This window comes from Pseudophaeobacter sp. (assembly GCF_048267565.1).
Taxonomy (GTDB): Bacteria; Pseudomonadota; Alphaproteobacteria; order Rhodobacterales; family Rhodobacteraceae; genus Pseudophaeobacter; species Pseudophaeobacter profundi.
This window is the reverse complement of record NZ_JBLWXG010000009.1, coordinates 95,063-115,395: the sequence shown is the minus strand read 5'-3', so window position 1 is coordinate 115,395 and position 20,333 is coordinate 95,063. Positions and strand designations below refer to the sequence as shown.

Annotated in this window: 14 protein-coding genes and 1 pseudogene; 5 read left to right on the top strand and 10 right to left on the bottom strand. The window is 57.9% G+C overall.

Going from position 1 to position 20,333, the window contains the following annotated elements; translation table 11 throughout:
* Window positions 1–23: 23 nt before the first annotated feature.
* Window positions 24–1,793 carry an acyl-CoA dehydrogenase family protein gene (locus ACN0VH_RS17025; RefSeq protein WP_417701461.1) on the bottom strand — a complete coding sequence of 590 codons (1,770 nt, stop codon included), beginning with the start codon at window positions 1,791–1,793 and terminating at the stop codon, window positions 24–26.
* Window positions 1,794–1,924: 131 nt separating this feature from the next.
* Here ACN0VH_RS17025 and ACN0VH_RS17020 point away from each other — a divergent pair, with 131 nt between their 5' ends.
* On the top strand, window positions 1,925–2,989 hold the full coding sequence (locus ACN0VH_RS17020; RefSeq protein WP_417701459.1) for an AraC family transcriptional regulator: 1,065 nt from the start codon (window positions 1,925–1,927) through the stop codon (window positions 2,987–2,989).
* A gap of 108 nt (window positions 2,990–3,097) precedes the next feature.
* Here ACN0VH_RS17020 and ACN0VH_RS17015 read toward each other — a convergent pair whose 3' ends face one another.
* Window positions 3,098–3,811 (bottom strand): hypothetical protein, encoded by a 714-nt coding sequence (locus ACN0VH_RS17015; RefSeq protein ID WP_417701457.1) that lies wholly within the window; start codon window positions 3,809–3,811, stop codon window positions 3,098–3,100.
* A 763-nt stretch (window positions 3,812–4,574) separates the two neighbouring features.
* On the opposite strand from ACN0VH_RS17015, the gene ACN0VH_RS17010 reads away from it, so the two are divergent.
* Window positions 4,575–5,672 carry an efflux RND transporter periplasmic adaptor subunit gene (locus ACN0VH_RS17010; protein ID WP_417701455.1) on the top strand — a complete coding sequence of 366 codons (1,098 nt, stop codon included), beginning with the start codon at window positions 4,575–4,577 and terminating at the stop codon, window positions 5,670–5,672.
* A 5-nt stretch (window positions 5,673–5,677) separates the two neighbouring features.
* Complete coding sequence (locus tag ACN0VH_RS17005; protein ID WP_278923762.1) at window positions 5,678–8,821, top strand: efflux RND transporter permease subunit; 3,144 nt, start codon at window positions 5,678–5,680, stop codon at window positions 8,819–8,821.
* A 62-nt stretch (window positions 8,822–8,883) separates the two neighbouring features.
* Here ACN0VH_RS17005 and arsJ read toward each other — a convergent pair whose 3' ends face one another.
* The 3 genes from arsJ to ACN0VH_RS16990 are packed head-to-tail and all read right to left on the bottom strand — an operon-like array spanning window position 8,884 to window position 12,037.
* Window positions 8,884–10,125, bottom strand: coding sequence for an organoarsenical effux MFS transporter ArsJ (gene arsJ, locus ACN0VH_RS17000; protein ID WP_417701530.1), 1,242 nt, complete (start codon window positions 10,123–10,125; stop codon window positions 8,884–8,886).
* Window positions 10,126–10,139: 14 nt separating this feature from the next.
* Window positions 10,140–11,138: an ArsJ-associated glyceraldehyde-3-phosphate dehydrogenase gene (locus ACN0VH_RS16995; RefSeq protein ID WP_278923764.1), complete on the bottom strand. Its 999-nt coding sequence runs from the start codon at window positions 11,136–11,138 to the stop codon at window positions 10,140–10,142.
* A complete protein-coding gene (locus ACN0VH_RS16990; protein WP_417701453.1) occupies window positions 11,135–12,037 on the bottom strand; it encodes an arsenate reductase/protein-tyrosine-phosphatase family protein in 903 nt (300 codons plus the stop codon). Before ACN0VH_RS16990 ends, ACN0VH_RS16995 begins: the two co-directional genes overlap by 4 nt.
* 163 nt (window positions 12,038–12,200) lie before the next feature.
* Between ACN0VH_RS16990 and ACN0VH_RS16985 the strand changes: the two genes are divergently transcribed.
* Window positions 12,201–12,641, top strand: coding sequence for a MarR family winged helix-turn-helix transcriptional regulator (locus ACN0VH_RS16985; protein ID WP_278923766.1), 441 nt, complete (start codon window positions 12,201–12,203; stop codon window positions 12,639–12,641).
* A gap of 17 nt (window positions 12,642–12,658) precedes the next feature.
* Here the strand turns inward: ACN0VH_RS16985 and ACN0VH_RS16980 are convergent, their stop codons facing one another.
* The 4 genes and pseudogenes from ACN0VH_RS16980 to ACN0VH_RS16965 form a co-directional block, all read right to left on the bottom strand.
* Window positions 12,659–14,455 carry an IlvD/Edd family dehydratase gene (locus ACN0VH_RS16980; RefSeq protein WP_278923767.1) on the bottom strand — a complete coding sequence of 599 codons (1,797 nt, stop codon included), beginning with the start codon at window positions 14,453–14,455 and terminating at the stop codon, window positions 12,659–12,661.
* 53 nt (window positions 14,456–14,508) lie between these two features.
* A complete protein-coding gene (locus tag ACN0VH_RS16975; RefSeq protein WP_278923848.1) occupies window positions 14,509–15,798 on the bottom strand; it encodes a TRAP transporter large permease in 1,290 nt (429 codons plus the stop codon).
* Window positions 15,799–15,954: 156 nt separating this feature from the next.
* Window positions 15,955–16,518 (bottom strand): annotated as a pseudogene (locus ACN0VH_RS16970) (TRAP transporter small permease subunit); the annotation flags it as partial.
* Between the two features lie 69 nt (window positions 16,519–16,587).
* Window positions 16,588–17,625: a TRAP transporter substrate-binding protein gene (locus ACN0VH_RS16965; RefSeq protein ID WP_278923768.1), complete on the bottom strand. Its 1,038-nt coding sequence runs from the start codon at window positions 17,623–17,625 to the stop codon at window positions 16,588–16,590.
* Between the two features lie 305 nt (window positions 17,626–17,930).
* Between ACN0VH_RS16965 and ACN0VH_RS16960 the strand changes: the two genes are divergently transcribed.
* Entirely contained in the window at window positions 17,931–18,962 is a 1,032-nt protein-coding gene (locus ACN0VH_RS16960) for a LacI family DNA-binding transcriptional regulator (protein WP_417701450.1), read from the top strand.
* A 139-nt stretch (window positions 18,963–19,101) separates the two neighbouring features.
* Here ACN0VH_RS16960 and nqrF read toward each other — a convergent pair whose 3' ends face one another.
* On the bottom strand, window positions 19,102–20,322 hold the full coding sequence (gene nqrF / locus ACN0VH_RS16955) for an NADH:ubiquinone reductase (Na(+)-transporting) subunit F (RefSeq protein WP_232405345.1): 1,221 nt from the start codon (window positions 20,320–20,322) through the stop codon (window positions 19,102–19,104).
* Between the last annotated feature and the right edge of the window lie 11 nt (window positions 20,323–20,333).

Sequence of the window (20,333 nt, the reverse complement as noted above, 5' to 3'; positions counted from 1 at the left end):
AGAGACGACGCCAGCAGGCAGGGTTACAAGAGTGCCGCAGCCAGGCTCTCGGCGCCCTCAAGACAGCGGGCACGCTGCACCTCGGTTTCACAGAGCAGATGAGCGCCGTAGAACCGGGCGGTGGCGATTTTCGCCTCCATAAAGGCCGGATCCTCGCCTCGGCTCAGCGCGGCTTCGGCAGCCAAGAGGGCGCGCGCCATCTGCCAGCCTGAGACCAAATTGCCTGCCAGCATCAAATAGGGAACACCAGCGCCAAAGGCTGCAGCCATCTGATCTTTGCCAAGGCCTGTCAGATGGGTCACCACAGCGTCAAAGGCACCGCGCGCGGCACTTAGCCGGGATCCCATCGCCTGCGCCTGCGGGCTACCCTGCTGCAGTGTCGCTTCGGTTTCACCAATCAAAGCCGAGATATGCCGCGCAGTGGCACCGCCATCACGCAGGGTCTTGCGGCCGACCAAATCGTTGGCCTGAATGGCGGTGGTACCTTCATAGATGGGCAGAATCCGGGCATCGCGGTAATGCTGAGCCGCGCCGGTTTCCTCGATAAAGCCCATGCCGCCATGCACCTGCACTCCAAGGGATGCAACCTCAACGCCATTTTCGGTACTGAAGCCTTTGACCAGCGGCGTCAGAAATTCGGACAGGGCCTTGGCTTCGGCGCGGGCCTCTGGGGTGGTGGCGTGGCGGGCCAGATCCTGACACCCGGCCGCATAGGTCGCCATGGCGCGCGCACCTTCTGTCAGGGCACGCATCCGCATCAGCAGACGCCGTACATCGGGGTGGTGAATGATGGTCACGGCCTCACGGGTAGACCCATCCACCGGGGCGCTTTGCACCCGCTCGCGCGCATAGGCTAGCGCCTGCTGATAGGCGCGCTCGCCGACGGCGATGCCCTGCAGACCAACCGCGTATCTCGCCGAATTCATCATTTCAAACATATAGGTAAGGCCAGCGTTTTCTTCGCCGATCAAAAAGCCAGTGGCACCGTCAAATTCCAGCACTGCGGTGGGGCTCGCCTTGATCCCCAGCTTATGTTCGACGCTTTGGCAGGTGACGCTGTTGCGCGAGCCCAGGCTGCCATCAGCATTGACCAAAAACTTGGGCACCAGAAACAGGCTGATGCCCTTGACACCGACAGGGGCATCCGGGGTACGGGCAAGCACCAGATGGACGATATTTTCGGCCATCTCATGTTCGCCGTAGGTGATAAAGATCTTGGTGCCGCTGATGCGGTAGGTCCCATCGTCCTGGACCTCGGCGCGGCTGCGCACCAGTGCCAGATCACTGCCGGCCTGAGGTTCGGTCAGGTTCATGGTGCCAGTCCATTTGCCACTGACCAGATTTTCCAGATAGGTCGCCTTGGTGGCACTATCACCCGCCGTCAGCAGGGCTTCGATGGCACCATCCGTCAGCAGCGGACACAGCGCAAAGCTGAGATTGGCGGCATTCAGCACCTCGGTAGCCGCCGCACCAACCGCGCGCGGCAGATCCTGGCCGCCAAAATCACCGGGATGCGGCAGACTTTGCCAGCCCATTTCAACAAATTTCTGATAGGCCTCGGCAAAGCCATCAGGCAACTGCACCCGACCGTCACGCAGATGCGATCCCGCCTGATCCCCCGGCGCATTCAGCGGTGCGATTTCTTCGGCGCAAAAGCGGCCAAATTCTTCCAGAACTGCAGCTGCATCTTCCAACTCGACGCTGGCGTAGGGGGCGAGCCCCGAGACCTCTGCCCAGCGGGAGAGATGCGCGATATTGAACAACATATCTTTGACTGGTGCATCAAAACTCATGGGTGGGCACTCCTCTAAAAGTCTGGTTCGCCTTGCTCTTACTGCCAAATAAGGATCGAAAATAGTCAAGACAATCTCTGCAACCGACGTAAACCTTGCATAAAGTGACAAAGCGGGGCAAACCCGAACGCATGCCTGTTGATCCAAACCCGGCAATCCTGCCCACCGTATCACGCGCCTTTCTAGAAGATTGGTTGCAGGTGCTGCGCCAGCAATGCCCGCCACAACAACTGCAGCGGTTCCTGCAACAAAGCGGGCTAGCCGGCGTGGATTTGGCCAGACCCGCTGACCGCGTCACCCACGACCAGATCGTGCGCCTGTATCAGCTGGTAGCAGTGGAAACCGGCGATGAAATGATGGGATTGTGGAGCCGCGCCATTCGCAGTGGCACCCTGAAACATCTGTGTTCCTCTATGCGCGGGGCCTCCTCTCTCTCGGCGGCGCTGTTTCGCTTTTGCTCTTTCTGGAACCTGTTGCTGGATGACTATCAATTGCAGCTGCAGACCAAAGACACCGGGCTGTGCATCAACCTGTTGCCACGCGATCAGGCGGCGCCACTGCCGCCGCAGCGCTTTGGCCACATGCTGTTACTCAAGCTTGCGCATGGGGTGGCCTCTTGGCTGGCAGGCCGCGAGTTACCGCTGGCGCAGGTAGGTTTTGCCTTTGCCCGCCCGACCTTTGCCCAAGACTACCCCGTCCTGTTTCCCGCGCCGATCGTCTTTGCCCAAGATCAATCACAGATTGTGTTTGGCGAACAACTGGGGGATCTGCCCGTCACCCGCAGCGAGGCCGATATGCAGGCGTTCTTGCTCCGGGCCCCACGTGACTGGATCTTTACCAGCTACCGCACCCATGCCTTTGCGCTGCGACTGCGCGAGTTGCTGCTGCAATCGCCGCAGTTGGAACTGCAGCTCAAGCAGGCCGCCCTGGCGCTGCATCTGACACCGCGCACCCTGATCCGGCGGCTACAGGATGAGGGCAGCTCTTTTCAAGCCATCAAGGACGGGCTGCGCCGTGACATTGCGCTGCGCGATCTGACTCGCGGATTGAAGAGCATAGAAGAAATCGCCCAAGATATCGGCTTTGCCTCGGCCGCCAATTTCCACCGGGCATTTCGGCGCTGGACCAATACCACCCCAGGCGAATATCGCCGCCTTGGGCTGGCAACCGTATCGACACCGAATACACCCCAATAATTTAACATAAGACAGATTATCACAGAACCTGGGGCGAACGAAAACATTCCAGCGAACAAGCCCCGACCGACCTCAGGGCGGTTTGGGCCTACCTAAAGCACGCAGAGTCTAATGGCCGGAACAGTTCACCTTTTTATCTTCTATCAACTGGTGTCGATGCTTCTCTTTCGCCATTGTGGCGGTGGGTTCGCTTTGCATCTGTTCCAACCGCCAAATGCCGTCGACATAGCGTTTCACGAGTTCGACATAGAAACTAAGCTCTCGCGATTTCTTGGCCAGCTCCTTGCCAAACTCAGCCATTCTTTCGCTATCACCAGACAGGCCCACCTCTGCCGCGGCGGACAGATCCAAAAGCGGCATGGCAATATCAGACAACACCCGGGTAGAGGTTTTGACATTCTGATTGCAGATATAGTCATCAAACCCAATATTGGCCTTGAAGGCATGATTGATACCGCCAAGGAAGATTTGGAATCTGACAATAATATTCAGAGAGCCGTCCTTGCCAAAGTTGGACATCACATGAGCACCGGCCAAAATCAGCCCCGGTGATTCAATCACAAGTGTCGGAAAAGAAACCACTTCGGCCTCTTTCAGGGTCAATTTTGTCAGGCAGGCCTCTAGTCCGGCGGCAACATCCCGAACGAAAACGTCGTGAAACCCCGATTCTGATGTAAAGGAGGTAAGATTGCGAAAATGCTGCTGCACGACCTCGCATGACCGAACCTCGGGGGGTCGATCATCTGCCACCAGAACGTTTACAATAAACTTCCTGGTGTCAATTTCTTGAGCTGCGGTGAACGCACCAAGCGAGTTAAGCATATCCGCCCCCGAGCTACATCAACAAAAACCTCCGAGCAATAGGCCATAACTCGGCGTTATTTACAAGTTTCTAGCGAGTTCTCACCCGGCCTCTCTGCGCGAAATTCCGCCCGAATATTACCGCCAAAACAGGCCAGGCCGAGGGCCAGCTTGCTGCAACAGGCCGTCTGGATTCTACCCAATAGGCCTAATTGATCGACCAAATCATTAAACATACCAATATCTTGCGCCAACAACCCAGAACAGACTAGATCACCGACGTTCCCTTTGCCCATCCCACAGCTCGTCTCTTCATGCCGGGTGCGAATGTCCGGCTGCAATAATGGAGACAATTTTCTGAGCTTTCGCATGATATTGATACCTTCCGAACCAGCGCCCCGGCACCTAACGACGAACTCAGACAGGCCCCCTGTCACCGGCTCAGCACTTGACACGGGGCGAGCCGGGGCGGCCGCCTCAAGGCCCTGCCAGCGTGACGAGCGCGGTTGTTTGCGCGCGCCCCACATCATTTCAACGTTGCGCATGGGGGCGTGACGTGCTTGACTTCACACATAAACATCAGGACTGCGGCACCATGACAGGTCTGCCAAACAGGCCAAGACAGGCCTAGGTCGAAACGCGCCTGCTAATACTGGCGCGAATATTTTTGAACGTTTTTCAACGCCAAAGGCGGCGGCGCCTTTGTTCGAAATATAACAAGGTATTGCACATGACATATGTAGGTCACTCAATACGCCTGGCGACCCTTTTAGCAGCCTTCACTATGGCCACCAGCCTGCCCGGCAGCGGCCCTGTCCTGGCACAGGAGACAGCCGCCACTCCCAAAGTTTCAATTGCTGCCGCGTACAGCGACGAATTGATCGACCAGGTCGCCTTTATTGGCCGCGGTGAAGCCATCAACAAGGTGGATATCGTCGCCCGCGTCAGCGGATTTGTAGAAGAGATCCTGGTTGAGGATGGCGAAGAGGTTACAGCCGGTGATGTGCTGTTCAAGATCGAAGCCGATACCTATGAGGCAACGCTCGCCGCCAGACAGGCCGACAAGGCGCAGGCGCAGGCAAATCTGTCCCTCGCCGAAATCGAATTAAGCCGCAAGGCAGAGCTGTTTCGCCGTGGATCCGGCACCGAGGAAGACCGCGATATCGCCCGCGCCAACCGTGATGTCGCCCAGGCCCAGGTCAACCTGGCCGAAGCCGCCATCCAGCTGGCCAAGTTGGATCTGAGCTACACAACCGTGCGCGCCCCCTTTGACGGGCGGGTCGGGCGCACCTCGGTCAGCCCCGGTGAACTGGTTGGCCCCAGCAGCTCACCGTTGATCAACCTGCTGCGCACCGCCCCCATCTATGTCGAGTTCTCGCTGACCGAAAAGCAGTTGATGACCGTGATAGAATCCTTTGACACAACAGTCGGCGAGGTTGCAAACAATCCCAAGGCACCGGATGTCTTTGTCACCCTGCCAAACGGCACCGAACTGGAAGAGATCGGTCGGGTAGTCTTTGCCGACAACCAGATCGACCCCAGCACTGGCACCATCACCCTGCGGGCGGAATTTGCCAATAACCGTGGCCTGATCGTCGATGGCTCTTTCCTGAATCTGCGCATTGAGGCCACCGAAGCCCATGAGGTGCTGATGATCCCTCTGGCCGCAGTGCAGCGCGATCAGCGCGGCGATTTTGTTCTGGTGGTCGGCACTCAACAGACCGTGGAACAGCGCTATGTCACGCTGGGGCGCCAGGTCGAAACCACCGTGGTCATCGAAGAGGGGTTGCGCGAAGGCGAAACCGTGATTGTTGAAGGTCTGCAACGGGTGCGCCCCGGCGTAACGGTTGATGCCGTTCTGTCCGGCACCGCAGGGGAGTAGCAAGCGTGTTTTCTTCAATTTTCATTGCGCGCCCCAAGACATCTTTTGTGATTTCTTTGGTTTTGACGATCATGGGGATCATTGGGTATTTCACCCTTCCAGTTGAACAGTTCCCAGAAATCACCCCGCCTGTTGTCAGCGTCAGCGCCAATTACACCGGTGCCAGTTCCGAAACGGTGGAAAACACCGTGGCGGCCCCAATCGAGGCCCAGGTAAATGGCGTCGACGACATGATTTACATGTCGTCGGACAGCAACGACAACGGCGGCTATTCCCTTTCAGTCACATTCGAGGTGGGCACAGACCCTGATATCGCCTCGGTCAATGTGCAAAACCGCGTGGCCCAGGCAACCTCTTCGCTGCCTAGCGAGGTGACCACGTCGGGCGTGGTCACCCAGAAATCATCCACCAACATGTTGATGATCGCGGCGCTCTCCTCGCCCAATGGTACCTACGACGAAGTCTTCCTATCCAACTACGCTGCCATCAACCTGAAAGACGCCTTGGCGCGGGTTCCCGGAGTTGGCAAGGCAGACATCCTGACGAATTTTGAATACTCTATGCGGATGTGGATGGATCCCAACCGTATGGCAGGCCTGGGACTGACGCCAAATGATCTGATCCAGGCGATCCGGGAACAAAACCTCGAAGTTTCTGCCGGGCAGATCGGCACCCCACCGATCCCAAGTGGCCAGCAATTTCAATATACCATCAAATCCAAAGGTCGGCTCAACAGTGTAAAAGAGTTTGAAAACATCGTGCTGCGCGCCGGCACTGCCGGCAGTATCGTTCGCATGAAAGATGTGGCGCGGGTCGAACTGGGCGCAAATTATTACAATGCCTCGGGGCGCTACTCCGGCAAACCTGCCACGGTACTGGCCGTTTATCAGGCGCCAGGGGCCAATGCTCTGGCGGTCGCCGACGGGGTTCGCAGCGAAATAGAACGCCTGGCGGTCAGCTTTCCAGATGACGTGCGTTATGACATACCATTTGATTCAACCCGATTTGTAGATCAGTCATTGAAGGATGTTGTCTCCACCTTGATGCAGACCTTTGCACTGGTGATCGCGGTGGTGTTTATCTTTCTTGGAAGCTGGCGCGCTACACTTATTCCCGCCATCGCTATTCCGGTCTCCTTGATCGGGACATTTGCCTTCCTGCTGGCTTTTGACATGTCTCTGAACACCATATCGCTTTTTGCCCTGGTGCTGGCGATTGGTATCGTGGTGGATGATGCCATTGTGGTGGTAGAAAACGTCGAACGTATCATTGCCGAAGAAGGGCTGAGCCCGGCAGATGCCACCCGCAAGGCCATGGGCCAGATCACTGGACCAGTGATTGCCACCACCTTGGTACTCTTGGCGGTTTTTGTCCCCGTTACCTTTATGCCGGGTATCACCGGGCGGCTGTATTCGCAATTTGCGGTGACCATTTCGACTGCCGTGGTAATTTCATCAATCAATGCGCTGACGCTGTCTCCGGCTTTATGCTCACTGATCCTCAAGGCGCGCTCTGGACCGCCCACTGGCCTGCTGGCCAAATTTGAACAGGGCATCAGCGGGGTGCGCGGCCAATATGTCGGCATCGTGCGCCGTATGGTACGGTTGCCGCTGATTGCCGTGGCCATTCTGGCCGCCGTGATCTTTGGTTCAAGCGGGTTGATGAAGGCCCTGCCCGCAGGTTTTATCCCGCCCGAGGATAACGGATATCTCTTTGTCGATGTGCAATTGCCGGATGCTGCCTCGCTTGAACGGACAGAGGTGGTAACTGATCGGATCAACGCAAAAATCCTTGAAATCCCTGGGGTATCCTCCAGCGTTTTGGTCAATGGCTTTAGCCTGATGAACGGCTCCGGATCCAACGGCGCGATGATTATTCCCAATCTTGACCCCTGGGATGAACGCACCAGCCCCGAGCTTAGCGCCGAAGGCATTTTGAAAAACATTCTTGCAGTGGCCAATCAGGAAATCGGCGCCAGCGTCATTGCCTTCAACCCACCGCCCATTTCAGGCCTCGGCATGAGCGCAGGGGTGGAAATGAAGGTGCAGCAAACCGGCGGCGGATCAGCGCAGGACTTATCTGCGGCCGTTGGTTCCCTGGTCTACGCTGCCAACCAAAGCCCCGAAATCGCCCAGTCCTATTCAACCTTCCGTGCCAATGTGCCCAAGGTCTTTGTTGATCTGGACCGCGAAAAAGCCAAGACGCTCAACGTGGCTGTTTCCGATGTATTCCAGACGCTGCAAGCCTATATGGGATCGTTTTATGTGAACGATTTCAATCTCTTTGGCCGGGTGTACCGGGTTATGCTGCAAGCCGATGGTGAATATCGCGACACGGTCGAGGACCTCAACACGCTATATGTGCGCTCGCAGAGCGGCGATATGGTGCCCCTTGGGGCGCTGATCACCGTGCGCAAGGAACTGGGGCCGGTGGCACTAAACCGCTACAATATGTTCCGCTCGGCAACGGTGACGGCGGTGCCTGCACCGGGGCTGTCCACCGGAGATGCCATTCGGGTGCTCGAAGCCGAGGCGGCAACCGCCCTGCCCCCAGGCTATGCCTTTGAATGGACAGGAACAGCGCAGCAACAGCAGGCCTCTGGCGGGCTCGTGGTGGTCATTCTGATTATGGCGGTGATGTTTGGCTATCTTTTCCTGGTGGCACAATATGAAAGCTGGACCATGCCGATTGGCATCCTGCTCTCGGTGACGGTGGCGCTGTTTGGTGCCTTGGCCGCAGTGTCGGTGACTGGCGGCGACGTCAATCTATACACCCAGATCGGAATGATCATGCTGATCGGCCTCGCCTCAAAGAACGCTATTCTGATTGTCGAGTTCGCGATGGAGCGGCGCGCCAGTGGCCTTACAATCCGCGAAGCCGCGCTAGAGGCCGCCAGCCAGCGCTTCCGGGCGGTGATGATGACGGCGCTGTCCTTTCTGCTGGGCGTGGTGCCCCTGCTGGCCGCCAGCGGCGCGGGCGCGGCCAGCCAGAAGGCCATCGGTATCGCCGTCTTTGGCGGTATGCTGGCGGCAACGGTTCTGGGCGTGATCATCGTGCCCGTTCTTTATGTGCTACTGCAAAGCCTGCGGGAATGGATCAAGGGAACCGGGCCAACTGCGGGCAATGCCCCAGCACAGCCAGAGGCCTGATGTGACGGCAAAGCGCAGGGCGTCACGGTGCCCTGCACTTTGCCATGCCGATTGCCTCCGCCCTATGCAGAAACCGAAGCTTCATCACGGAGCTGCGCCACCGCCAGCGTGCTGCAAACAACCATGGCCGCAGCCGCCCCGAGACAGGCCACCAACCCACCCATCTGATACATCGCCCCCGACAGGACCGTGCCAATCAGCCGTCCAGCCGCATTTGCGGTGTAGTAGAACCCCACATCCATGCTGACCCGCTCGGCTTTGCTGAAGGCAAGGATCAGATAGGAATGCAACGCCGAGTTCACCGCAAACACCGCCCCAAACGCCAACAGGCCCAGGATAAGCACCCCTGTCAGCCAGGGTGCCGTTCCGCCTGACAGGGCAACAGCCCCGGTCAGAACCGCCGGGATCAACGCCAAAGCGGCGGCCCAGTTGCGCGCCGATGCCGCCAGTTCTGCCTGGCTGCGTTGTGCCGCCCGCAACAGCCGTGGAGAACTTGCCTGAACACCGCCATAGAGGATGGTCCAAAGTGCCATGAAACTGCCAATCAAGAAAAACGCTGAGCGATTTCCGGCTTCGCTGCCATCGGAAAACACCGCGTAAAAATAGACTGGGATGCCCACCACAAACCATATGTCTCTGGCGCCAAACAGGAACACCCGCGCAGCCGACAGCCAATTGATGCTACGGGATTTTGAAAACACCTCAGAGAATTTTGCCCCCCTGCGCCCAACAGGCAATCCCTTTGGCATCGCCACCAGAACCGCGCCCAGAATAACCGCCAGGATCAGCGCCATCGCCAGTACCGAGGCGGTGAAACCCGCCGTCGCCAGCAGGCCCGCGCCCAGCAAAAAGCCCAGGCCCTTGATCGCGTTCTTGGATCCGGTCAACGCCGCAACCCAGCGAAACAAGCCGTCGCCCTGTGTCGGCGCCAGCAATTTGACCGCCGATTTTGATGACATCTTCGCCAGATCCTTGGCCACCCCCGACAGCCCCTGCACCAACATCACAAAGCTGACCGAGGCACCAATCTGCCAGCTGGGATCCAGCTGCGTCAGCAACAACAGTGCCACCACCTGCAGGGCAAGCCCGCCATAGAGCGTCGCCGCCAGGCCAAAGCGTGCCGCAATCCAGCCCGCCGATAGATTGGTCACCACGCCTGCAATTTCATACAGAACAAACAGATAGGCCAGCTGCACCGGCGAAAAGCCCAGCGTGTGGAAATGCAGAAGCACCAGCATGCGCAACGCGCCATCGGTCAGCATGAAGGCCCAATAAGAAGCAGTTACCGCAACATAGGCCGCCATCCCGCCACGCTCTGTCACAGCTGATCCCCAACCATGCGGGCCACATCCACCAGCCGGTAGGCATAGCCCATTTCATTGTCATACCAGGCGTAGATCTTCACCTGGGTGCCATTCACCACCATGGTCGAAGGCGCATCGACAATGCTTGAACGCTGGTCATTGGTGTAATCAGCCGACACCAGCGGCCGCTCTTCATAGCCCAGGATACCCTGCAATGGCCCGTCAGCGGCAGCTTGGAACAGGGCATTGACCTCTTCTGCCGTGGTTTCACGCTCCACCTCAAACACGCAATCGGTGATCGAAGCATTCAACAGCGGCACCCGCACTGCGTGGCCGTTCAATTTGCCCTTCAGCTCGGGATAGATCAGCGTGATCGCCGTGGCGCTGCCGGTGGTGGTCGGGATCAGATTGGTCAGGGCAGAACGCGCCCGACGCAGGTCTTTGGCAGGACGGTCGACAATGGTCTGTGTATTGGTCACATCATGGATCGTGGTGATAGAACCATGCTTGATGCCAAGCGCGTCATGGATCACCTTGACCACCGGAGCCAGGCAGTTGGTGGTGCAGCTAGCGGCGGTGACGATCCGGTGGCGCAGGGGGTCATAGATGTCTTCATTGACACCCATGACGATATTCGCCGCATCACCGTCCTTGACCGGCGCCGAGACCACAACCTTTTTTACGCCCGCCTCGAAATAGGGGGCCAGCTTGGCCTCCGATTTGAACACCCCGGTGCAATCGATCACCACATCAACGCCATCAAGCGGCAGGTCCTGCAGCCGTGCAGTGCAAAGCGTCGGCAACCGGGTCCCGTTGACGGTAATCGATTCTGCATCATGACAGAATTCTGCGTCCCAGCGGCCATGGACGGAATCGAACTCCAGCAGATGAGCGTGCATTTCCGGGTTGCCAACCGCATCGTTGATCCAGGCAATGTCAGCCCCGCTTTCCAGCAGGGGTTTCAGTGCCAGTTTGCCCATGCGGCCTAGGCCATTCAGTGCGTAGGTGGTCATGGTTTATCCTCATCATGGTCTTGGGCGATGCCATCAACGGCGTGTTGCAGAGAAATCAGATCAAGCTGTTGCAAAGGCAGGGCCGCAAAGGCCCGCAATCTGCGATGCAGCACCCCATAGGCCTGTTGAAAAGCAAGGCTCTTCTGGGCTTCAGTCCCAGTGGCCTTGACCGGGTCCGGCATCCCCCAATGGGCACTGATCGGCTGCCCCTCCCAGGCGGGGCATTCTTCATTGGCCGCCTGATCACAGACGGTGAAAACAAAATCGAACTTTGGCGCGCCACTGTCGATGATCTCTTGTATCAGTTTGGGGTGCAGATCTTCGCGCCACAGACCTTTGCTTTTCAGCATTTCCGCGGCGACCGGGTTCACCGCTGTATGCGGTGTGGTCCCGGCAGAAAAGGTTCGGAACCGGCCGGGGGCGAGGTTGGTCAAAATGGCTTCGGCGAAAATTGAGCGCGCCGAATTACCAGTGCAAAGGAACAATACGTTATATGGTCGGGGCTGGGATGTATCTACAGCCACGAAAGACGTCGGGGCGGAATTCAGGTCAGTTTCCATATCAGTTTCCATATCAGTTTTCATGTCAGGATCTGCGGTCGGGCCGCAAAGATCCGGGCGACCGCGACAGCAATCAAGATAGAGCGCATCAAGCGTCTGTCGCGTGGCGGTCATATTGATCTGATAGCGCTGCCATGTGCCTTCACGCGTTTTGGTGACCAAGTCGGCCAGGGTCAGCGCCGAAAGATATGAAGACAGGGTGCTGGGCTTGATCCCAAGCGCGGCAGCAATTTCGCCCGCGGCGACGCGATCTGGATAGCGACGCATCAACAGGCGAAATACCGCAAGGCGCTGCGGGTGTCCCAGGATCGACAGGCGGAGGGGTATTGATTCTTCCATATTTCACGTTTTATCGAAATAGAAATCCTGATGCAACCTCGAAACTGCTAAAACCGCCCCGGCCTCCCCCGCAGTTTCCTGCGAAAAACAATCGGCCAGAAACTACCACCGGGGGGAAAGTTGCAGTACACAGGCCCCGGCAGGCCGCAGCAGGAGGAAGGCGATGAATGTGCAGAAAATGGCGGGGCATTTGATCCGTCGCCTGAATCAATCTTCGACCCATATTTTTGTTAACCACATGCAGGAGGCTGGGTTTGATCTCACCCCGGTGCAGTTTGCCGCCCTAGATACCATCGCCTCAAATCCTGGTATCGATCAGGCTGGGGTCGCAGCAAAAATCGCCTATGACCGCGCCACCATTGGCGGTGTGATTGATCGGCTTGAACACAAAGGCTATGTCGCGCGCAGCGTCAGCACCCGGGATCGCCGGGCGCGCGATGTGCGGCTGACGGATCGGGGGCAGGCGCTCTATGATCAGGTTCTGCCCCTGGTCAACGCCCAAAAAGACGACATGCTCGGCGCGCTCAGCATCGACGAACGCGCCACCTTCTTGCAGCTTGCCAGCAAAGCCTTGGGGCAGGACCGGAACCAAGACCCAAGCTAGGTCAGCCCCAAAGCGCCCTAGTGATTGTTGCGCGGCAGATGTTTGCGGGCGATGGCGCGGAAATCAGCGGCGCCGCGCAGGATCATCCCTTCATCAAACTGGGTCACGTAGTCCCGAAAGATCTGCTGCCAGGGTGTCTGCGACGGCGGCACAGGATAGCCACCAGAATCGGCAAGCGCTTGGTATCTTTCCGTTATCTCATCTTCGGAAAGATCCACCATGACCCGGCGCTTCCCCAGATCAACGCGGATCTTATCCCCTGACCGCAAGATGGCTAGCCCGCCACCCGCGGCCGCCTCTGGGGCGGCATTCAGGATAGAGGGCGAGCCAGACGTCCCCGATTGACGGCCATCGCCAATGCAGGGCAGCTCTTTGATCCCCTGTTTCAGCAAATAGGCGGGGGGCCGCATATTGACCACCTCGGCGCCACCGGGATAGCCAAGCGGCCCGGTGCCGCGCATCACCAGAATAGAATTCTGATCGGCCTGCAACGCCGGGTCATCGATACGGGCGTGAAAATCCTCTGGTCCGTCAAAGACCAGCGCGCTGCCTTCAAAGGCATCGGGGTCATCGGGATTGGATAGATAGGCGCGGCGAAACCCTTCGGATACCACCGAAGTTTTCATGATGGCGCTGTCGAACAGATTGCCCGACAGGTTCAAAAAGCCAGAGGCAGGTTTCAGCTGCGTTTCGATTGAGCGGATCACGTCTGGTTCACCGCTGCGGTAATCTTCATAGTTTTCCGCAAAACTGCGCCCCAGACAGCCCTTGATATCCGGTGCCGGGATCAAACCAGCCTGTAGCATTTCCCCCGCCACCGCAGGCACCCCGCCGGCACGGTGGAAATCTTCTGCCAAATAGTCGCCAGCGGGCTGCAGATTGGTCAGCAGGGGCACATCATGGCCGAAGGCCTCCCAATCGGCGTTGTTCAATTCCAGCCCCAGATGGCGGGCAATGGCGTTCAGATGGATTGGTGCATTGGTTGACCCACCCAAGGCAGAACACATTGCAATGGCATTTTCAAAGGCGCCGCGCGTCATGATATCGGATGGCTTCAGGTCTTCATGCACCATTTCGACTATCCGCTGGCCAGTGCGGTAGGACATCTGCCCCCGTTCCCGCAGCGGTGCCGGAATTGCCGCCGATCCGGGCAGCTGCATCCCCAGAACCTCGGCCAGGGAATTCATCGTGCTTGCGGTGCCCATAGTGTTGCAATAACCCACCGATGGCACCGAGGACGCCGCCATTTCAAGAAACTGTGCCTCGTCGATTTCACCTGCGGCCAGCATCTGACGCGCCTTCCAGATGATGGTGCCCGACCCGGTACGTTTGCCGTTCAGCCAACCGTTCAGCATTGGCCCCACAGAAAGCGCAATCGCCGGGATATCCACCGTGGCAGCCGCCATCAACAATGCAGGCGTGGTCTTGTCGCAGCCAATGTTCAACACCACCGCATCAATAGGATAGCCATGCAGTGCCTCAACCAGCCCCAGATATGTGAGGTTGCGATCCAGGTTGGCTGTGGGGCGTTTGCCGGTTTCCTGAATGGGATGCACCGGGATCTCCAGCGGCGTTCCCCCGGCGGCAATAATCCCGTCGCGCACCCGCTTGGTCAGCTCCAGATGGTGGCGGTTACAGGGGCTCAGATCACTACCGGTCTGGGCGATGCCAATGATCGGCCTATCCTCCCGCAGCTCCTCCCAGGTCAGCCCGTAGTTGATATACCGCTCCAGATAGAGCGCAGTCATTTCCGGATCATCCGGATTGTCAAACCACTGGCGCGATCGCAGATTTTTTGGATTGAATTTGGTCATCGGGGTCTTTCACTTGAATAGTCATAACAAAACTGAAGATGCCACCTGGCCGGTCAGTCCAGCCAGTTGGGCAGCCAAAGCGCCACATCAGGCACCATGAAGACAATCGCCAGCGCAATGATTTGAATGGCGATAAAGGGCAAAAGCGCGCGGAAGATTTCCGCCAGGCTCATATCCCTTGGCGCGACCGATTTCAGATAAAAGGCCGCTGGACCAAAGGGGGGCGACAGGTAGCTGACCTGCATGTTCATCGCAAAAAGAATGCCGAACCAGACCGGATCCATGCCCAGTTTGATGATGATCGGTACAAAGATTGGCATGGTCAGCAGCGCGATGCCAATCCAATCCATGAACAGGCCAAGCACAAGTAGGATCGCCATCATGATCAGGACGACCACCGCAGGCGACGCATCGCTGGCCAGAATTGCGCCCTCAATAAAGCGGTTCCCACCCATCAGGTTGTAAACGCCAACCAGGGCGGCGGCGCCAACACCAATCCAGATGATCATACCACAGGTTTCCAGCGTCTGCTGCAGACTGTCGCGGATCAGCGCCCAGCTGACTTCCCGCCGGATTGCCGCCGACAGAAACACACCCATGACGCCCATCGCCGCTGCCTCGGTCACCGATGCAACCCCGCCATAGATCGACCCCAGCACCAACACCGCCACCCCAAAGGGCAGCACCACACCTTTCAGCTTGGCCAGTTTTTCCGCCATGGGAATGTCTTGCTCTTCAGCCGACAGCGCAGGTGCCATATCCGGCGAAATCGTGCAGCGCACATAGATATAGAGAATATAAAAGCTTGCCAGCATCAAGCCAGGCAGCACCGTGGCCAGAAACAGATCGCCAATGGAAACGCCGGATGTCAGCCCATATACGATTAATACGATCGACGGTGGAATCATCGTCCCCAGTGATCCGCCCGCGCAGACGGTGCCAATGGCCAGCGCCCGATTGTAGCCCAGCCGTAGCATCTGCGGCAGCGCAATCAGACCCAACAGCACAATTTCGCCGCCAATAATACCAGAAATCGCCGCCAGAAACACCGCAGCGACCAGCGTCTGGATCGCGACGCCACCGCGCAATCGCCCCGCCACAATGCGCATCGCGTCATAAAGATCGCGCGCCATGCCAGAGCGGTCCAGCAATGAGGCCATCAGCACAAACATCGGGATCGCCACCAGGACATATTCATTCACAAAGGAATAGATCCGGCTGGACACCAGCGGCACTCCCATGGGGCCAAACCAGGCCAGGGTAAACAGGATTGCAATCAACCCGGTCACAAAGGCCAGCGGAATGCCAGTCAGGATCATTACCATAATGCTGCCCACCAGCATCCAGGAACTGATCTCTATGCCCAGACTGCGCCCCTGTGTGAACAGCACTGCGCAGACCGCCAGAAGAATGGCAAAGACCAGCGCAATCCCAATCATCGCGGATTTGCTGGGCGGTTCCTGGCAGGATTGGCGATGCCCAGTGCCTTTAACTGCCACCCAAATATGCCCAAGCGATTGCAGGGTCAGCACCACCGCTGCCAGAAAAAGCGCCATTTTGACCAGCGCCGGGGTCACCGGGTTCCAGGCGGAACCAGAACGTTCTAGCCGCAGATCCCCCTGCGGGGTCCACCAGGATTTTTCCACCATACTATAAGCGGCATAGGCAATGGCGACGGCAAAACACAGGGTCAGCAGGGCATTGACCAGATCCAGCAGACGCCGGGTGCCGCCTTTGGTGTCAAAATAGATCAGCCCGATACGGATATGTTTGTCCGATGCCAGACACTGCACGCCGCCAAACAGGTAACACACCGCCACCAGCGCGATCACCGTTTCATGCGCCCAGATGGTGGGGGCGCTAAAGAAATAGCGCATCACAATTTCGTAAATCGACACCAGCGTTGAAATCGCAAACAGAAAGGCAACGCCACCGCCCAGCGACAGGATCCCGCGATCCAGCCTGGTCTGCGCACCACCGCTATCGGCTTCATGTGCCTGTTTCAGCGCTTCAATCTGCGCTTCGGCCTCAGCCGCAAAATCCACTGTTGTGTCCTGTGCCATGCGCAATTCTTTCCCGCCCCGGATAAAGGAGGGGCCGCAAAGCCCCTCCTCTTCTGTCTGAGATCTATGCTATTTGGCCAAAAGACCGGCCGAGATCAGATAGGCAGAGACGCTTTCATAGGCCTTGCCGGCCATTTCTGAACGATCAGCCCATTGCGCCCACTGCGTCTGGGCGATGCCGCGGAATTTGGCGCGCTCTTCGTCGGGCCAGTTGATCACCGTGACCTCTGGATCGGCCATGGCTTCGGCGACGGCCACCGCATTGGCCATATCCAACCGCGCCACCATATCCTGGGCGAAGTCACGCACGGAAACTGCGAGAATTTCCTTCAAATCGGCAGGCAGGCTGTCGTAGATTCCCTTGTTCATCGACACATCCACCACCGGCATCGAATGAAACCCCGGATAGATAGGATAGTTGGCAAATTCATGCATGCCCTGCGCATGGTTGGTGGAAAACACGGTATAGTCGGCCGCGTCAATCACGCCTTTTTCCAATGAGGTATAGACCTCGGATCCAGGCAGGTTCACCGGGGCAGCCCCGGCGGCGGCAAAGACCTCTTGCACCATGCCTTCGGGCGCGCGCATTTTCAGCCCCTTCAGATCGTCCACAGTATTGAGCGGCCGGGTCGACAAGAACGCCTCTACCCCAGTGGCCGAGGCACCGAGAAACTGCAAACCGTAGGGATTTACCAGTTCGTTATAGAGCTCCATCCCGCCTCCATAGTTCATGTAGTTGAACATCTGCTGCGGATCTGACCAGGCACCAACCAGATTTCCCAGCATGGCAAAAGCCGGATCCTTGCCGGAAAAATAGGACGGATCGGTCATATGCCCCTGCAGGATCCCGGCCCCTACCGCATCCAGGGTTTCGCCATGCGCCACCACAGAACCAACTGGAACAATAGTGATTTCCAGCCGTCCGTTTGACATGGTCTTGACCCGCTCGGCCCATTCTTCCTCGATCGCAAAGAAATTGTCCCCCGCCTGGGCAGAGGTCTGGAATGTCCACTGATGCTCTTGCGCAGCTAGAGGCGCGGCCAGGGCCGCCAGCGCGGTAAGGCTCAGCGCTGCGGACCGTGGAAATTTTACAAAATTCTTGATCATCGTTGTTCTCCCTTACAGGCCGGTTTCGCCCGACCGCTCCTATGTGCGAAGGCTAGGCCCCGCATCCCAACCGCCCCCTATGGCTGCACCCCTGCGGGCTTTGCGGCGGCAACATATTCCACCAAAATGGTGCACCGGTTTCTCCAGCCTCCCAACTGGTATCGAAACCGGTATCGGTACCATGCGCGAATTTCCATCCACAGGTCAACGCGTTTCAACGCTTTGCTATTGGCCGCCGCGTCCACTAAGTTGGCAAAAATCGGGGGCCGCGCGACATTACCTTTGGTCAACAACAGGTTGAAACAATGCACAAGAGAAAGACCTTGCAGGACGTTGCCTTGGCTGCCGGGGTCAGCAAGATGACTGCCTCGCGCGCCCTGCGAGGGGACAAGGACGTGTCACAGCGCAGTATCATGCGGGTGCAAAAGGCCGCGCGCGAAATCGGCTATGTCGGGAATCACCTTGCCTCCTCTCTTGCCGGGAAAGCCACCGACCTGATCGGCGTGGTGCTGCCCAACCTTGAAAACATCGTCTTTTCGCATGTGCTGAACGGCATCACAGAGACGCTCTATGGGACCGGATTGCAGCCCGTTTGCGGCATCACCGAATACGACCCGGAACGCGAATACGAGGTGGTGCGCAACATGCTGTCCTGGCGGCCCACCGGGCTGATTGTCACTGGCCTGGAATTTCCCGCCGACACCGCAAAACTGCTAGTCGAGGCCGACATTCCAGTGGTGCAGATCATGGATACCGACGGCGACCCCATTGGCGGATGCGTCGGGTTTTCGCATCATCAGGTTGGCTTTGACATGGCGCAGGCCCTGGTGCAAAGCGGCAGAAAACGCATCGGGTATATCGGCTGTGGGCTTGGTCAGGACAACCGCGCCCAAAAGCGTTTTGATGGCTTCCTCTCGGGGTTGCAGCAGGCCGATGTCAGGCTGGTGGCGCAGCGCCAGGATCCTGGGTTTTCCTCAATTGAAACTGGTCGCCGCCTGACCCAGGCATTGTGGCAGGATCACCCGGATCTTGATTGCATTTATTACTCAAACGATGATCTGGCCGCTGGTGGCTATCATTATTTCAATGACTTACAGGTTGCCATCCCGGATCAGGTCGGATTGGTCGGCTGCAACGGGCTTGATTTTATTTCTGGCGTGCCGGGCAGGATCGGCACCACACGCACCCCGCGCCACGAAATCGGCGAAGCCGCCGTGCGGATGATTTTACAGGCGGTGGCCAGCGGCGCGCCATTGGCCCCAATCAAGCAGGAACTGCGCCCTGAAATCGACCTTGGGCTGATTGCCACTCAGCCACCCGCAACGCCAGATCCATAAGACCATGCCTGCTGCATAGGCCCCGCCCCTGCCCTGTTGGGAACCCGCGGCTACGCTCGCGCTCAACCAAAAACGGCCCCCCGAAAACCGGGGGACCGTTTTGAATTTCCGCAATCAAATCAGGGGCGAACCGGCGGGATTAACCGCCAAAATCGTCCAGCATGATGTCTTCGCGGTCAACGCCAAGATCAAGGAGCATGTTGATCACCGATTGGTTCATGATGGGCGGACCACACATGTAGTATTCGCAGTCTTCCGGTGCCGGGTGGTTCTTCAGATATTCCTCGAACAGGATGTTATGGATAAAGCCTGTATAGCCAGTCCACTCGTCCTCGGGCATCGCATCCGACAGCGCCACGTGCCATTCGAAGTTGGGGTTTTCAGCGGCCAGGCCGTCGAAATCCTCGACAAAGAACATCTCGCGCTTGGAACGTGCACCATACCAGAAGCTAATCTTGCGATCCGTATTCAACCGCTTCAGCTGGTCAAAGATATGGCTGCGCATTGGTGCCATACCGGCCCCGCCGCCCACAAAGATCATTTCCTTCTTGGTATCGCGCGCGAAGAATTCGCCAAAGGGACCCGAGATGGTTACCTTGTCGCCGGGCTTCAGGTTGAAGATGTAGCTCGACATCTGACCGGCAGGGATACCTTCTGAACCGGGTGGCGGCGACGCAACCCGCACATTGAGCATGATCATGCCCTTTTCTTCCGGATAGTTGGCCATGGAATAGGCGCGTTCGACCGGCTCTGACACCACGGATTCATACTGCCAGACATTGAAGCGGTCCCAATCGCCGCGATACTCTTCTTCGATGTCAAAATCGGTGTATTTCAACGCATGGGCCGGGGCCTCGATCTGGATATAACCACCCGCGCGGAAATCAACGTTTTCGCCTTCGGGCAGGTCCAGGACCAGCGCCTTGATGAAAGTGGCGACGTTTTCGTTGGAACGCACGGTGCATTCCCACTTCTTGACGCCAAACACCTCTTCGGGCACTTCAACTTCCATGTCCTGCTTGACCGCGACCTGACAGGACAGACGGTCGCCGCAGCCGGCTTCGCGTTTGGTGATATGGCCCTCTTCGGTGGGCAGGATAGAACCGCCGCCGGAATGCACGCGTACCCGGCACTGGGCACAGGTACCGCCACCGCCACAGGCCGAAGGCACAAACAGCTTTTCCGCCGCCAGCGTCTGCAGCAGTTTACCACCCGCAGGCACGGAAATGGTTTTTTCGCCGTTTATGGTGATGTTCACATTACCAGTCGACACCAGCTTGGAACGGGCTGCAATGATAATGCTGACAAGCGCCAGAACGATCAGGGTGAAAAGGACAATGCCAAGTCCAAAGGTCGCCATATTTCCAGCCC

What these genes read in the sequence shown, in the direction of transcription:
- ACN0VH_RS16960 (WP_417701450.1), top strand. Translation starts at nt 17,931, where the DNA reads ATGCACAAGAGAAAGACCTTGCAGGACGTTGCCTTGGCTGCCGGGGTC.
- ACN0VH_RS16990 (WP_417701453.1), bottom strand. Translation starts at nt 12,037, where the DNA reads ATGGAAGAATCAATACCCCTCCGCCTGTCGATCCTGGGACACCCGCAG.
- ACN0VH_RS17010 (WP_417701455.1), top strand. Translation starts at nt 4,575, where the DNA reads ATGGCCACCAGCCTGCCCGGCAGCGGCCCTGTCCTGGCACAGGAGACA.
- ACN0VH_RS16980 (WP_278923767.1), bottom strand. Translation starts at nt 14,455, where the DNA reads ATGACCAAATTCAATCCAAAAAATCTGCGATCGCGCCAGTGGTTTGAC.
- ACN0VH_RS17015 (WP_417701457.1), bottom strand. Translation starts at nt 3,811, where the DNA reads ATGCTTAACTCGCTTGGTGCGTTCACCGCAGCTCAAGAAATTGACACC.
- ACN0VH_RS16995 (WP_278923764.1), bottom strand. Translation starts at nt 11,138, where the DNA reads ATGACCACCTACGCACTGAATGGCCTAGGCCGCATGGGCAAACTGGCA.
- ACN0VH_RS16965 (WP_278923768.1), bottom strand. Translation starts at nt 17,625, where the DNA reads ATGATCAAGAATTTTGTAAAATTTCCACGGTCCGCAGCGCTGAGCCTT.
- ACN0VH_RS17020 (WP_417701459.1), top strand. Translation starts at nt 1,925, where the DNA reads ATGCCTGTTGATCCAAACCCGGCAATCCTGCCCACCGTATCACGCGCC.
- arsJ (WP_417701530.1), bottom strand. Translation starts at nt 10,125, where the DNA reads ATGGCGGCCTATGTTGCGGTAACTGCTTCTTATTGGGCCTTCATGCTG.
- ACN0VH_RS16975 (WP_278923848.1), bottom strand. Translation starts at nt 15,798, where the DNA reads ATGCTGGTGGGCAGCATTATGGTAATGATCCTGACTGGCATTCCGCTG.
- nqrF (WP_232405345.1), bottom strand. Translation starts at nt 20,322, where the DNA reads ATGGCGACCTTTGGACTTGGCATTGTCCTTTTCACCCTGATCGTTCTG.
- ACN0VH_RS17025 (WP_417701461.1), bottom strand. Translation starts at nt 1,793, where the DNA reads ATGAGTTTTGATGCACCAGTCAAAGATATGTTGTTCAATATCGCGCAT.
- ACN0VH_RS16985 (WP_278923766.1), top strand. Translation starts at nt 12,201, where the DNA reads ATGAATGTGCAGAAAATGGCGGGGCATTTGATCCGTCGCCTGAATCAA.